General features: G+C 58.5%; 19 protein-coding genes. 6 read left to right on the top strand and 13 right to left on the bottom strand.

Annotation, left to right across the window (positions count from 1 at the left end; all coding sequences use genetic code 11):
• Positions 1–8: 8 nt before the first annotated feature.
• Together IB232_RS21765 and IB232_RS21760 are read right to left on the bottom strand one after the other, a co-directional pair.
• Positions 9–380: a hypothetical protein gene (locus tag IB232_RS21765; protein ID WP_192400652.1), complete on the bottom strand. Its 372-nt coding sequence runs from the start codon at positions 378–380 to the stop codon at positions 9–11.
• 11 nt (positions 381–391) lie between these two features.
• A complete protein-coding gene (locus tag IB232_RS21760) occupies positions 392–1,039 on the bottom strand; it encodes a hypothetical protein (RefSeq protein WP_153575600.1) in 648 nt (215 codons plus the stop codon).
• 144 nt (positions 1,040–1,183) lie between these two features.
• Here IB232_RS21760 and IB232_RS21755 point away from each other — a divergent pair, with 144 nt between their 5' ends.
• Positions 1,184–1,495 (top strand): hypothetical protein, encoded by a 312-nt coding sequence (locus IB232_RS21755; RefSeq protein WP_192400651.1) that lies wholly within the window; start codon positions 1,184–1,186, stop codon positions 1,493–1,495.
• 223 nt (positions 1,496–1,718) lie between these two features.
• On the opposite strand, the gene IB232_RS21750 is transcribed toward IB232_RS21755, so the two are convergent.
• Positions 1,719–2,876 (bottom strand): hypothetical protein, encoded by a 1,158-nt coding sequence (locus IB232_RS21750; RefSeq protein WP_192400650.1) that lies wholly within the window; start codon positions 2,874–2,876, stop codon positions 1,719–1,721.
• A gap of 13 nt (positions 2,877–2,889) precedes the next feature.
• Positions 2,890–3,171: a hypothetical protein gene (locus IB232_RS21745; protein WP_192400649.1), complete on the bottom strand. Its 282-nt coding sequence runs from the start codon at positions 3,169–3,171 to the stop codon at positions 2,890–2,892.
• Between the two features lie 188 nt (positions 3,172–3,359).
• Between IB232_RS21745 and IB232_RS21740 the strand changes: the two genes are divergently transcribed.
• Both IB232_RS21740 and IB232_RS21735 read left to right on the top strand, forming a co-directional pair.
• Positions 3,360–3,932, top strand: a complete 573-nt coding sequence (locus tag IB232_RS21740) for a hypothetical protein (RefSeq protein WP_153575603.1) — start codon at positions 3,360–3,362, stop codon at positions 3,930–3,932.
• Complete coding sequence (locus tag IB232_RS21735) at positions 3,929–4,858, top strand: nucleotidyl transferase AbiEii/AbiGii toxin family protein (RefSeq protein ID WP_192400648.1); 930 nt, start codon at positions 3,929–3,931, stop codon at positions 4,856–4,858. Before IB232_RS21740 ends, IB232_RS21735 begins: the two co-directional genes overlap by 4 nt.
• Here the strand turns inward: IB232_RS21735 and IB232_RS21730 are convergent, their stop codons facing one another.
• Together IB232_RS21730 and IB232_RS21725 are read right to left on the bottom strand one after the other, a co-directional pair.
• On the bottom strand, positions 4,859–5,551 hold the full coding sequence (locus IB232_RS21730; protein WP_192400647.1) for a hypothetical protein: 693 nt from the start codon (positions 5,549–5,551) through the stop codon (positions 4,859–4,861).
• Complete coding sequence (locus IB232_RS21725; protein ID WP_192400646.1) at positions 5,548–6,126, bottom strand: hypothetical protein; 579 nt, start codon at positions 6,124–6,126, stop codon at positions 5,548–5,550. The genes IB232_RS21730 and IB232_RS21725 overlap by 4 nt, the downstream gene beginning before the upstream one ends.
• Before the next feature lie 121 nt (positions 6,127–6,247).
• On the opposite strand from IB232_RS21725, the gene IB232_RS21720 reads away from it, so the two are divergent.
• The 3 genes from IB232_RS21720 to IB232_RS21710 all read left to right on the top strand — a co-directional run bounded on the left by IB232_RS21720 (position 6,248) and on the right by IB232_RS21710 (position 9,089).
• Entirely contained in the window at positions 6,248–7,093 is an 846-nt protein-coding gene (locus tag IB232_RS21720) for a hypothetical protein (RefSeq protein ID WP_192400645.1), read from the top strand.
• Between the two features lie 4 nt (positions 7,094–7,097).
• Entirely contained in the window at positions 7,098–8,366 is a 1,269-nt protein-coding gene (locus tag IB232_RS21715) for a DNA methyltransferase (RefSeq protein ID WP_192400644.1), read from the top strand.
• Positions 8,367–8,696: 330 nt separating this feature from the next.
• Entirely contained in the window at positions 8,697–9,089 is a 393-nt protein-coding gene (locus tag IB232_RS21710) for a hypothetical protein (RefSeq protein ID WP_192400643.1), read from the top strand.
• A 26-nt stretch (positions 9,090–9,115) separates the two neighbouring features.
• Here IB232_RS21710 and IB232_RS21705 read toward each other — a convergent pair whose 3' ends face one another.
• From IB232_RS21705 to IB232_RS21675, 7 genes are read right to left on the bottom strand one after another with little or no spacing between them, the layout of a single operon-like run.
• The gene (locus IB232_RS21705) at positions 9,116–9,424 is read right to left on the bottom strand and encodes a hypothetical protein (RefSeq protein ID WP_192400642.1); all 309 of its coding nucleotides are present in this window, start codon (positions 9,422–9,424) and stop codon (positions 9,116–9,118) included.
• 10 nt (positions 9,425–9,434) lie between these two features.
• Positions 9,435–10,160: a hypothetical protein gene (locus IB232_RS21700; protein ID WP_192400641.1), complete on the bottom strand. Its 726-nt coding sequence runs from the start codon at positions 10,158–10,160 to the stop codon at positions 9,435–9,437.
• A gap of 14 nt (positions 10,161–10,174) precedes the next feature.
• Positions 10,175–10,333 carry a hypothetical protein gene (locus IB232_RS21695; RefSeq protein WP_192400640.1) on the bottom strand — a complete coding sequence of 53 codons (159 nt, stop codon included), beginning with the start codon at positions 10,331–10,333 and terminating at the stop codon, positions 10,175–10,177.
• 14 nt (positions 10,334–10,347) lie between these two features.
• Positions 10,348–10,725: a hypothetical protein gene (locus IB232_RS21690; protein ID WP_192400639.1), complete on the bottom strand. Its 378-nt coding sequence runs from the start codon at positions 10,723–10,725 to the stop codon at positions 10,348–10,350.
• Between the two features lie 13 nt (positions 10,726–10,738).
• Positions 10,739–11,089, bottom strand: coding sequence for a hypothetical protein (locus tag IB232_RS21685; protein WP_192400638.1), 351 nt, complete (start codon positions 11,087–11,089; stop codon positions 10,739–10,741).
• Between the two features lie 15 nt (positions 11,090–11,104).
• On the bottom strand, positions 11,105–11,374 hold the full coding sequence (locus IB232_RS21680) for a hypothetical protein (protein ID WP_192400637.1): 270 nt from the start codon (positions 11,372–11,374) through the stop codon (positions 11,105–11,107).
• Between the two features lie 5 nt (positions 11,375–11,379).
• Positions 11,380–12,033, bottom strand: coding sequence for a hypothetical protein (locus IB232_RS21675; RefSeq protein WP_192400636.1), 654 nt, complete (start codon positions 12,031–12,033; stop codon positions 11,380–11,382).
• Between the last annotated feature and the right edge of the window lie 14 nt (positions 12,034–12,047).

Below are 12,047 nucleotides of genomic sequence, written 5' to 3'. Positions count from 1 at the left end.
GGCGAGGCTTACGCCACGTAGACGAATTCAATCCGGGTCACTTCTGACTCAGCAGTACAGCCGCGGTGGGTGTGACAGAAGAACTGTATGAACGCGGCTGGCTCTCGCAGGGTAGGGTGATCACCGAAACCCTCTTTGATGCATTCCGCAAGCCCGTATGCTGGATCATCAAGCAGTGCGCGCAGCGGCTCTCGGCGCACATCTACCACCTGGATGGTTCTCAGTCGGTTGAGCTTCTCGCCGGCGCGTAGCCCCTGACATTTCTCAACAGCGCAAATGAGATCACCGGCTTTCAGGTGGAGCCACCCTGCTCGGCGGGTAACCGATTTGGTTCCGCGACGAACTTGATCTTTGGTCAGCATGAAGCTCATGTTGCGCATGGCGCGCAACCTCAGAAGCGAAAATCGAAGTCGCTGTCTGGCGGATTTTCACGGAGCTTCTTCTGGGCCCGCTCGATCATACCCTCCGCGGCTTTTCTCGCGTCCTCGATCCAGTGTTCAGGATGCTCTTTCCGGTAGGATTTGAGCAGCCTGTGACGCTCGCCAGGTGCTGCCTGAGCAACTTCTCGCGCCATCTTGGAAACGCTCATGCCGCGTTGCACCGGCGCACCCATGCTTTGGTTTAAGCTGCGAAGAGCGGAAATGAGTTCGCCCTGGCTTTCATGGATGCTGTCGACGCGACGATGCTCCAGGTAATCGATCGCCGGCGCATGAAGGTACTCCGGCAGCGCCATGATCCGGCCGAAGAGCGTGATCGAGTTGACGCGTGGCGGCAGGTTGTTGAGTAGTCCGGCCAGGAGCTGCTTTTCAGCTGCTGCAGTGTCGAGTTCGACGGGGCTCCCGGCCCTGGGGCTAAGGAAGTAGGTCGCGGCATCCTGCAGGCGGACGGACAGATACCAGTGACGTGACTCCTCGACTACGGGGAACAGTGACTGATGCCCGTGCGGGATCTCGAAATCAACCGGGTGCATATCTCGGTCTTTTGGTAGAGCGTTTCCCTTCTCAAAGGGGAATGACCAGGTGCTTGCCGGGTTCTTCATGCTGCGCGGCCTTTTCAATTGAGACTGCAATAGGAAAACATGAACAAAAATAGCACATCGTTACGGTGTTGCCACGTCTTGCTGCTGAATGATTGTGGGTGTATGCTCGCGGATATGCGTTAGTAAATAATCGGAGCTTGTCCGGTGATCAAACCCCTTGATAGCGCGCGACTCTCGGACATCGAGAGGGCCCGCAAAGAGCACCAGAAAACGGCGGTGGCGTTGGCCAGGGCTGTTGCTGCTGCATTTCCCAAGGGAACGCGCGTTCGCGTCCCGATGGGGAAGGGAACTACCGAAGGGATTGTCTGTGGCAAGCCTTCCTCGGAAGAACCCATGCGGGTTCCGGTGCAGCTTGACTGTCGGCGCGACTTCCAGCGCAACATCCTCTTCCAGGAGGTTGAGCTGCTCGATGATCTTTTCGAGGGTCAGGGCGCGCTGGCTATTGCCCCGAAGTGATGGTGGGGCGATGCGGCCAGGCGCTTGGGCGTTGGGTATTTCGTGCCGTTTCAAAGCCGTTCTTATTCAATTCTGTCTGGGTGGCCAGCTTGCGATTCTAATCGCTGTACAGAATGTCACAAGCGCTAAAGCGGCGGCAGTGGAATAAGAAACGACTGGACAGGTTTTCTGATGGCATAAAAAAGCCGCCCGAGGGCGGCTTTTCATTGCCTGGTGTGAGTGCCTACATCGAGACGCGGAAGTCCGCGGCGAACACTGGCTCATCCTGGTCGAGGATGTTGTTCCGCTCGACCACCTGATAAACCGAGTAGCGCAACTCGGGCACGTTGATGGTTTGCTCGTGCTCCAGGGGTACTTGGCTCAGGATCACTCCACGGCCTGTAATCGCCAGTCCGTCGCTCAGATCGAAACCGGTTCTGATCTTGGAGTTCAGGGTTTCGTCCGTGGGCTCGAAGTTGCCCTGGTTGTAGTGGTCGGAGAACTCACCCGAGTACGAGCGAACAGCCACCGGGATGTTCAGACGCCGGCTGAGTGTCAGCGCCTGGATCGCGGGGTTGGTGGCCACCTCGGTGACGCGCAGCATCTGGCCGGCCATGCTGGTGAGCGATAGGCGGGTTGTCTCAACCTGAATAGCAGTCTGCACCAGGGGGAGGATGTTGCGGATGCCGGGAGCGCCTTCCTCGGCGCCTTTGGCTACGTTGAAAGCAGCCAGCAGGCGATCCGGCTCGGGTGCAAAGGAATGCAGTGCGAGCTCGGCCGAGCGCCTGGTGATCGGGGTCTTTCCGGCGTTGCGGAGGGCTTCAGCCATTTGATCCGCCATGGCAAAGATCTGACGGTCCGCCTCGATCTCGGTCGCTTTTGCCCGGGTGTAGTAGTTGGCCCTGGGCAGCTCGCCAGCCGCACAGCCCTGATGCTTCTGGATGTAGTTCAGGGTTGCGTTGGCTACCTGCCGCTCATGTGGATCCTCGGAGAGGTAGAGAGGGGTCAGGCGGGCGGCGATATAGAGATCCCACGAACCGGCAACTTCGGCCTGCGCAGTGAGCGTGTCGATCTCGTTTTCGAGATCTTTCTTGAAGGTGCTCTCAAGCGCGAAGGTGTCCCGCTGGAAATAACCGGTCTTGCCGTGCTCGGTGTCCACGGTCAGGTTGATATTGGCGATCCGGCTGATCTCTGCATCGTGAAATGTCAGGTGGCCGGGCGCCTGCTGAGCCTGCAGCAAGTCGGAAGAGTGATCGGGGTTGAAGTGGCTGATGGTGAGGCTGGTCAGCCCCGCGACTACCGCGGCCTGGATGGCGCGAGATAGCGAGATATCGCCATGCCAGTAGCTTACGACCGAGGTCACCCCCAGGGTTTGCAGTATGCTCTTTTGAGGTTTACGCATTTCGTTTACCTGCTTACAGAGTTACTGGCACGAGGGCTTCATAGCTGGAAGCTTCGTGTTTCAGGACCAAGGGTTTCCCCGCCTTCAGCTCTTTGCAGAGTTCAGGCGCGAGCTTTGAGAAATTCAGGGTTTCGCTGCCGTAAGTGATGGTCAGCTGGTCGCCGGTCAGGCGAGCGCTAACGGCTTGATCCTTTTCGGGAGCCGTGGCGGCGATTCCGTCAGTAATCAGCATGACGCAAACCGGCACCTGGCTGTCATTCAGACCTAGTTGGGCTGTGTAGCTGCTGATATTCATGGGTGAGCCTCGTAAAGGGGCAATATTCGTTTTGACATTGGGCAAGTATAGCTGATCAAGGGCCTACAGTGTCCATTGGTTGACCTTCCTGCTTGCAAAGTCAGTCCTCATTGTGGTTACTGATTGCCGTTCGATTTTCTTTAAACATTGCGATACTGTAACCGCATAAATTCTGGCGAATACATCGAATGAGACAATCCACGCGCACCTCGGTGCTGAAGGCTTTGGACGCCTTCGCGACAAAGGGGGTTTGGGTATTTAACGTCCGGGCTCTGTCTCGCCTGAGCGGCGTAGATGAGCATGGACTTGTTGTTTACCTCGGCCGCAACGCCGATATCGTCGGCGTCCGCAAGGTTTTCCGAGGACATTATCTTAACCCTCGTGTAGATCCGCCTATCCATGGTCTCGCCCAGCTAGTCGCAATCCTTCGTCCAGGATCGCCGTCGTATTTGTCCCTGGAGTCTGTTCTTCATGAGGTCGACTGGATCAGCCAGATCCCGAACCGCATGACCTTCGTTACCACGGGACGCTCTGCTCTCTATCAGACCCCGCTTGGCATCATTGAGTTCAATCGTGTATCCGGCGATAAATTTTCGGAGTCACGGCTCTCGCAAACACGATTTGACCCTATCCGACAGATTCGGGTTGCAACACCCGAGCTGGCACTTGCTGATCTGACCGCGATCGGAAGGAATCTTGATCTGGTGCGTCCGGAAGCCGAACGCAACTACGACTATCTACTGGAGGAGCGGCACCCTTGAGCCCATACACACTGAAGGACCATGTTACGAAAGCGATGAGCTTGACTGACAACCAGCTGGCTCAGCCGGTTGTTCTCAAGGAGATCTTGCATTACGAAATCCTGAATGCCTTATCGAACAGCGATCTTGGCGATCGACTGGTCTTCCAGGGAGGTACTGCGTTGCGGGCCTGTTATGACGGCACGCGGCTGTCGGAGGACCTCGATTTCGTGTGCGGCTCTGGCTCCCCGGAGCCGCTTGATGTTGGGCACCTGGCTTCTGTCCTGCAAAAGGCTATGCAGACCCGGTACGGCATTGAGTTCGATGCCGTCGCAGGCCCCAATACCGATCTCGGTGATGGCGTTGGGGTCAAGCGTTGGACGTTCAAGATCAAGGTGCCTTGGGAGTCGCAGATGCAGCGCATCAACTTCGAGGTATGCAACGTGCCCTCGCTCGATGCTGTCCCGGTGGTGTTGCGCAGCCCCTACGAGCATCAGCAGGGTCTGCAGGGGATCGTTGTCCTGGCCGAGAGCCAGGAAGAGATCTACTCGGACAAGCTCGTCGCGCTTGGGCTTCGCTCCCACCTGAAGGCAAGGGACGTATGGGATGTGCACTTCCTGGCACAGAAGGGTATTCAGCCGAACTACGACTGGGTGGCGCAGAAGGTAGCGTCCTACGGACGTACCGATGATGAGTTCCTCGCCGGTCTAGATGCAGCTGTTGAGCGCATGCAGGCGCCTGACGCTGCTGAAAAATTCTGCTCGGAGATGGTTCGGTTCGTAGACAGCCGGATGGCGACGATGTTTACCAACAAGCCGGCATTCGCAGGCGCGTGGCTTCGCCATGCAGTTGCCGATCTGGTGAAGCTCAAGGAAGCCTACCCGGATTTCGCGCGGGGGCGGGATGAGCTGCTGTCCCCCGCGGGGGCTGGATATGACGGCCCATGATCAGGGCTGCTGAAGAATCCGTTGAAGTGCTTCTTCGTCCGGCACTGCTCCTCCAGGAGCGGTATCCCAGATGATCCGTGGCTCGCTGCTGGCCGCTGAGGAGCTTGGCCCGATCAGTGCGGCGGGTTGTTGAGCCGTTTGCAATTCTCCGGGCAGAGTCTCGGCAGGAGTGAACGGCTCAGGCGTAACCGCAACGAGCATTTTGGCGTTCACGCGGGCAAGGAAGGCTTCGCCGTTGGCGATTTCAGCGGGGAAGCTGGTTCTGCTTATGGGCTTTTCCGGTCCAGCGCCTGCGCTTGAAACCTGAACGCCCACCCACACTTTGACTCGATCGCCGTGGATGCTGGTGGTCTTGGTGCGGATCAGCACCCCTTCTCCAGCAATGTAGGCCTCCAAAGCTGTATTCGCTTCTCGCGATGGAGGCAGAGTTCTCTCGGCAAAAATGGACGGGTGGGTTGAGCCAAGGGCGGCGATGAGGCTTTCTGGGCTGGATTGCTCAACGGGGAATAGAAATGCGTTGTCTTCGCCGGCCGTGCTATGCAGCGCCAGGGCCGCCTCAGTTTCCGCTGCATTGCTCTCCGTGCTGATGAGCATGACGTGCAGGCCTGGCAGGCCGGCCCCTTCATCCACAGGAGCGGCGAGTGCGATGAATGGCCACGCAATGGCAAGGGCTAGGCCGGCTCTGACCTTCATTGCTTTGGTACTTCCTCGGTCGGTGCTTGATTGACTTGGATCTGTGCCATGGCCAGGCGCTTATCCGCGCACTCCGCGATGGAAGACATCGTGTCCGGCGTAATGCTCGGTGCGCTCACGTCACTGAGGCAGCCTTGCATGGACTGCATCCACTTCAGCTGATCGAAGTCCTTGTTCTTGGCGCGCTCTGCCAATTCCTGTTGAAACAGTAGGTAGATGCGGGCGATCGCTTCTGCGCCGGCGGCGGCCTCATCAGTAGTCTCGATCTGAGCAGTCGCCTCCTTCGGCGGCGGCGGGGTCTCCAGGGGCGCATTCTCTGCAAAAGCGGAGCCGGCAATGATCATCCCCAGTGCAACCGCTGCGAAGGATCCGGCGAGAACCAGCCATGGAGCAAACGGCTGCAAACCGCGAGGCAGCTTGACGTACAAGATTTCCAGCAGCACGAAGATGCCGTAGGCCAGGATGCCGCCCAGCGCGAAAATCGTTCCGAACTGACGGGCAAGCAGAACAGCCGTCAGGATGGCGGCGGCCATGTAGAGCAGGTTGAAACGCGTGGGTGTCATGCGCAGGGTCATGAGCCGGTTCCTGTTTCGGTTGGTAGTCTCAAAAGAATACCATTGCTTATAGTTGCGCGCCATCTCGCTTTTCGTTAAGACTAGGCACGAGTGCCTATTTATCTAAGTCAGCGAGAGCGTGATGAGTGAGTTCAAACTGCCGAACTGGCTTGAGGCTTATCGTTCCGGGGCCAGGCAGGGCTACGCGCAAGCGGTGCTGGCGTATGCCGATTACTACTGCCTGGACGGTTCGGCAGATGGCGATCCCTCAATTGAGGAGCGGCTCGGCTATCAGGCCCCGGCAATGACGGCCTACGCCAGTCGCACCGGCACGAGGAGAAATCTCGATGCCATGCGTGCCGCTGGATGGCGGCTGCTTGTGTCGGCCGCGGGAGTTCTGCGCACCGAAGGTTTCAGCCGCTATGCGCTTGATAACGGTGCCTGGTCTGCCTTCCAGCAAGGGCGGCCATTTTGTGAGATTGCGTTCTGCCGGGCCGTAGACAAGCTGGGCGAGGGCGCGGACTGGGTAGTCCTGCCGGATATCGTCGCCGGCGGTCAGGCATCCCTGGATTTCAGCTTGAGGTGGTTGGAGCGATTGGAGGGATTCCCGCGCACGCTGCTGATCGCCGTTCAGGACGGGATGCACCCTGATGATGTTCGCGACTACCTCAACCCGTCCGTGGGGGTCTTCCTGGGCGGCAGTACCGAGTGGAAGCTGCAGACGATGGAAGCCTGGGGGATCCTGGCGCGCCGTCGGAACTGCTACTTCCACGTCGGGCGCGTCAACAGTGCCAAGCGCATCGCGATGTGCGCCGCGGCGAACGCGAGCTCGTTCGATGGCACGAGTGTTACCCGGTTTGCCAACACACTACCTAGGCTTGATGGGGCGCTGAAGCATCGCATCGATCAGGCGGACCTGTATGCGCTATCAAGGGCGTCAATTGAAGACACGCCATACGACTGTCGGTGGCCCTTGAGGCCGGAGTGAACGAATGGACAACCAGGTGGCAGCCGGCCAGCTCAATCTCTTTCACCATGTGGCAGAGGTCTACAAGGCCGCGCCAGATGTCGCTCTCGATAACGAGAGTTTGTACAAGCTCGTCGCAAAGCGTGCAGGTATCAACGACGCAACGCTGAACTACCGCATGCCGATTGGCACCGCGGGGAAACTGCGCAGCAAGGCGAAGAGGGCTATTCGCTGGCAGCAGCAGCAACTCAAGCATCTTCAGGTTATCGAACGTGTCCCGGGTGAGCGAGGGGTCTGGCGGCTCACAGAGAAAATGCGCAGTGGTCTTCACAAGGCACGGCCAGGGATGACGCTACTGGCATTCAGCACCGATCTTGGGATGGCTCTCTGGGGAACAAGCCCGCATTCGCTGGCAAAGCTGGATGAGCCCATCGAGTTGCTGCTCACCTCGGCGCCCTATCCCTTGCGCAACCCTCGGGCCTACGGCAACCCGCGCTGCGAGGAGTACGTCGATTTCATCTGCGCAGTTCTGGAACCGATCGTGCCGAAGATCGCCGCAACGGGTTCGCTAGTCCTGAATCTATCGAACGATGTCTTCCTTGAGAAATCTCCGGCGCGATCGACCTATCTCGAACGGGTTACCATCGCTCTGGAAGATCGGCTTGGGCTGTACCTGATGGACAGGGTAATTTGGGCAAATCGCTCGAAGGCGCCTGGCCCGGTTGCCTGGGCGAGCAAGGCGCGAAATCAGCTGAACGTGTGTTGGGAACCCTGTTTGTGGATGGCGCCGGATCCGCTGAGGTGTAAAGCCGATAATCGCCGCGTGCTGTTGCCGCATACGGAACGACACAAAAAGCTGATGGCCGCCGGCGGGGAGCGGCGCGATGCGGAGTATGGCGATGGTGCCTACAGGATTCGTTCGGGCAGCTATGGGAACCTCACCTCTGGGAGAATCCCGCGAAATGTCCTTGAAATTGGCCACGCTTGTTCGATCGGCAGGGCGCACCGACGTGTCCTGCAGGCGCTGGACCTGCCGACACACGGAGCCGGGTGGCCACTATCGGTTCCCGACTTCTTCATTCGATTCCTGACCGAGCCGGGAGATCTGGTGGTTGATTTATTCGGTGGCCGTTGTATGACAGGCCTGGCGGCGGAGCTCAATGAGCGCCGCTGGCTGTGCCTGGAGTTGATGCTTGAGTACATCCGCGGGGGGGCCGAACTCTTCCGGCCGTTCAAGGGGTTCTGGATCAACCCCTCTCTGGGCGGCCCTGGTGAGCTTCACCCTCAGGGGTGATCGATTGGAGTTTCTGATGGCGAAGCAGTCAGCCCGCGACCGGGCGAACAGATTGAGGAGCGGATGCTGCCCGCTGCACGGGCTTGCCATGTCGCAGGTAGGACTGACTGGCGATGAGGCCCGGCCGTTCTTGGTCGAGTGCACTCGGAAAGACTGCGACATTCGAGGTACATCGGCTGAGCCTTACGGTGAGGTTTCCTGCTCGATGATTTCAGGCACCTGCTTGGGCCGCGTTCTGTACCTGGCTGAATAACAGGTCACGATCCGTTACTGTAGGTCGCAGTGGTTCAAGTCTGAGCCAGCCGACGAGCCCGAATAGGACCCCGCTACATGAAGTCAATCAAGCAGCCCTCGCCGATCCCTTTCAGGCTCCCCTGCGTCGTCAATGTACGAGATTTGCCCCGCGAGCAGATCAATGCGTTGGTCGATTCCATGGCCCAGGACCTTGGCGCCAAGTTCTTTCGCGACAAAGAACTGTTCATGGCCGTGCTCGACGATCACTTCGAGGCTGCGCGTCAGCCTTGTTCATTCCTCTATGGCCCCTTCATCCAGCTCGTGTGGGTGCCATCTGGCGATCTTCGAATCACTACCTGCGACGCTATGGTTGGCGGCGAGACCTGCTATGCAGTTGACCAGTTTCAGGAGCTCGTGAGTTCGGGAGTGGCCGGTCAGCATATCGGCTTCGGACCGGCCTCCGTTGATGAGGCGGCTCCTGGGCGTTGACCTGCTGACGTTAGGGCGGTGCCCGATCAGCGTCGTCTGTCGAAGAAGTTACCGCCCCGGCGAGGATATGGCGCTGCCGCCAGGCGTTGTGCGGCCGTGCCGGCCTGGGCCAGGCTGACTTCCTGCTGCTGATAGCCGACGTGCAGAACCTCATCGCCCTCGACACCAGAGAGGACGATCATGGCGGCGAGGGGAAGCCGCTCTATTTCGTTCCCCTCGATGTGTTGTGCGATCGCCCTGAACCACTCGGCGAGCCGCTTGCGCTCGGCCTGGTTGGCCATGACCTTGGCGTTGTGTGTTCGGGATGTTTCTGGAAAAGGGAAGATTTCTGCCATGGCGGTGAGTCTAGTCTTGGAGGGAGATATCAAGGCCGTCGACTTCCAAGAAGAAGTCTCGTTGACTGAAGACCTTGACCATTACCAGCTGAGGATCGTGTCGGCATGGCATGCTCAGGTCAAGCGCCTCGCCGCCGCGGGCGGTGACGGCTGCAGAAAGCACCACGCCGAGCTTGCGCCAGGCCTCGAACGCCACCTCAAGTAGATCTCGTCCAGGGAAGTCGCTGATTACCCAGGTACGCCAAATGGCAGGGCATGAATCGCAGTCAGGGCCGATGAGGCTTCGCATGAGTTTGTCGGTGCGGCAGACCTGCTTGTAGCGGACGTAGGCCTCATCGCTGCTCTCCCAGGGGGCGACCTTGAACGGGAAGGAGATCTTGAGCTTCCTCCCCTCCACCGTGCCAGCGCTGCCTGTGCTCTCCAGTTCGAGCATGCCCTGGTGCACCAGGTAGTTCCGCGTCTTGCTGAGCTGCTTGAAAAGAGCGCTGCTCTCCAGGTCGGTCAGTTCCGGTCGGATCAACTCCTTCAGCCCCTTCTCGTTCTGAATGGTCATCTTGAGTATCTGGGGAACTTCTTTCAGAGCCCGAATGAAGCTGTTGAGCGCGTAACGGAAGGCGTCCGGTTGGTGGTAGTGCGCCTCCATCTGATGCAGATGCCAATGGCACTCCGACCATCGGTCGAGTGCTGGGCTGATAAGTGCATGAGGGCAGGGCATCGGTTCGGTATCGGCAACCATTGAGGGTTGCCTGCTCACTGGCGGCCAGAGATGGCTTTGATCGCGTCAGCGGCATCGTAAAGGCCGAGGCGGTTAGCGAATGTGTGCAGGTCGGCCAACTGGGCCTTTGTCGAATCTTGGCGCTGTGGCTGCTGCGGTATCTGATCCAGCAACTTCTTCAACTGATCGTGCATGGCGGTTTCCTCCATTACGACTGGGTGTCTTCAAGCAGCGAATAGCCTTCGTTCGGCGCGCAGAGGATGAAGGACACCCCCCAGTACAGATGGCTCACTATCAGGCTCTTTCGAACCTTGAACTGCATGTGCTCAGTCTGGGAGAACTGAGCAGCACCTGGGTGGTAGTCGGGCAGCCAATACTCCGGACCGAAGCTCGCCAGTTTGCGCCGTGCTGCGCGAATCAGCTGGTCGGCCAATTCTTCCTCTTCAAACATGAACGTGAGGTGGATATGGTCGCCTTGCGGTTCAAGAGGCTCTACTCGCTCAAGGTAGGACGGGCTGATGTTTAGAGCATCACAAATCTCTTCCAGAGCGTTGCTCAACTGCTGAATTTTTATCTGCTGATCCATAGGCATTTCCTGGTTATTCCCGTTGTACGCCAAGCTGAACGGCCAAAGTGTTGGCAGTTAGCAATGCGTCTTGAACGTTCAGATGCTCATCTGCAGTAACCTCGATACCCGCCGTGCCAACAAAATCAACCCACCCCTCTTGCGTCGCCCCGTCGATAGTGCGCTTCGCTAGAAAACCGGGTTCCTCCGATGCGTGCAAGGCAGTATCAATCGCAACTGGATCTGTGCTGTCGGCGAGAAAAACCCGCTCACCTTCAACAACGGAAATTGTGCAGCCCGCTGCAATCAAGCCTTCAGCAGCTGCGATGATGATGCGCTGCTCAATGAGGCGGCGGTCGGCTTGGCCCTGCGAAATGGATTTCATCTACTGGTTTCCTCATTATGCGCAGTCGGCACGCTTGCGCGCTTCGCTTGCCGCGACGATATCGTCCAGCAGCCCCCGCCATGTCTCCATGTCGATCAGCCCAGCGTCGTGCAGCGCGGTGACATAGCCCAGTGTCATTGAGTGCTGGGTGCCGGCCATGCTAATCGTTGGCTGCATCCCGATCAGTTGAATATCCATGTACACCTTCGCCAGCAGCTTGGCCGTCTTCGGTGGGGCATCGCTGGGAAGTAGGTAGGCGAACTGGTCACGGCGGTTCTTGCTCATCGCATCTAGCTCTTTGGCCTAGGAATTTCCATCATCACGGGCGGAGCAGAGGGAGGAGCGGGCTCAACGCCCGGTGGATAGATCACCTCGAAAGAAGGCTTGCTCTTGTGCGCAATGACAATAGACCCGACCGTGGCCAGCGCGATCCCCAAAAGGAATGCAAGGAGCAAGCTTTGGAAGTTGTTTTTCTCGCCAAGGGCACCTGGTTGAAATTCTCGTGAAGGCTTATGCGCAGCGAGACTTTGTTCCAGGAGCTGGTTTGCCACCAGCCAGCGGTCTTGACCAAAAAGCGCAACGCCAGTCTCTTGATCAAGTCCGAGCGCGCCCTGTACAGCACTTTGAATGCCCATCCGAACTGGCGAGCTCATCTCTGTAAAGTTCACGCAATGGAGCGCGCGGAGCACGCCGTAGTTGACCTGCTCACTGCCCTGGGACATCGGCAGATTCAGGGCCTGCCTGCATTCATTCAGGCCGCTACGCAGCTGATCGAGGTGGCAGATGTTGAAGTATTCCCCGGAGCCTAGCTGCGTATAGCGCATCAGCATGGCTTCTTGAGGCCAATCGCCAAGGAGCGGCTCGGGTTGTGCGGCGCCTTGGGTATCTTGACTCTCCACCTCGGACTGCGAGAGGGTTTCCAACGCATTATCTTGAGCGCTCATGGGTTTCCCTTGCC

The sequence above is a fragment of the Pseudomonas sp. PDM15 genome (assembly GCF_014851565.1).
Taxonomy (GTDB): Bacteria; Pseudomonadota; Gammaproteobacteria; order Pseudomonadales; family Pseudomonadaceae; genus Aquipseudomonas.
This window is presented reverse-complemented; position numbering and strand designations above follow the sequence as displayed.

Coding starts and splice junctions, on each gene's coding strand:
- IB232_RS21765 (WP_192400652.1), bottom strand. CDS start 380: ATGCGCAACATGAGCTTCATGCTGACCAAAGATCAAGTTCGTCGCGGA.
- IB232_RS21760 (WP_153575600.1), bottom strand. CDS start 1,039: ATGAAGAACCCGGCAAGCACCTGGTCATTCCCCTTTGAGAAGGGAAAC.
- IB232_RS21750 (WP_192400650.1), bottom strand. CDS start 2,876: ATGCGTAAACCTCAAAAGAGCATACTGCAAACCCTGGGGGTGACCTCG.
- IB232_RS21745 (WP_192400649.1), bottom strand. CDS start 3,171: ATGAATATCAGCAGCTACACAGCCCAACTAGGTCTGAATGACAGCCAG.
- IB232_RS21740 (WP_153575603.1), top strand. CDS start 3,360: ATGAGACAATCCACGCGCACCTCGGTGCTGAAGGCTTTGGACGCCTTC.
- IB232_RS21730 (WP_192400647.1), bottom strand. CDS start 5,551: ATGAAGGTCAGAGCCGGCCTAGCCCTTGCCATTGCGTGGCCATTCATC.
- IB232_RS21725 (WP_192400646.1), bottom strand. CDS start 6,126: ATGACCCTGCGCATGACACCCACGCGTTTCAACCTGCTCTACATGGCC.
- IB232_RS21720 (WP_192400645.1), top strand. CDS start 6,248: ATGAGTGAGTTCAAACTGCCGAACTGGCTTGAGGCTTATCGTTCCGGG.
- IB232_RS21715 (WP_192400644.1), top strand. CDS start 7,098: ATGGACAACCAGGTGGCAGCCGGCCAGCTCAATCTCTTTCACCATGTG.
- IB232_RS21710 (WP_192400643.1), top strand. CDS start 8,697: ATGAAGTCAATCAAGCAGCCCTCGCCGATCCCTTTCAGGCTCCCCTGC.
- IB232_RS21705 (WP_192400642.1), bottom strand. CDS start 9,424: ATGGCAGAAATCTTCCCTTTTCCAGAAACATCCCGAACACACAACGCC.
- IB232_RS21700 (WP_192400641.1), bottom strand. CDS start 10,160: ATGGTTGCCGATACCGAACCGATGCCCTGCCCTCATGCACTTATCAGC.
- IB232_RS21695 (WP_192400640.1), bottom strand. CDS start 10,333: ATGCACGATCAGTTGAAGAAGTTGCTGGATCAGATACCGCAGCAGCCA.
- IB232_RS21690 (WP_192400639.1), bottom strand. CDS start 10,725: ATGGATCAGCAGATAAAAATTCAGCAGTTGAGCAACGCTCTGGAAGAG.
- IB232_RS21685 (WP_192400638.1), bottom strand. CDS start 11,089: ATGAAATCCATTTCGCAGGGCCAAGCCGACCGCCGCCTCATTGAGCAG.
- IB232_RS21680 (WP_192400637.1), bottom strand. CDS start 11,374: ATGAGCAAGAACCGCCGTGACCAGTTCGCCTACCTACTTCCCAGCGAT.
- IB232_RS21675 (WP_192400636.1), bottom strand. CDS start 12,033: ATGAGCGCTCAAGATAATGCGTTGGAAACCCTCTCGCAGTCCGAGGTG.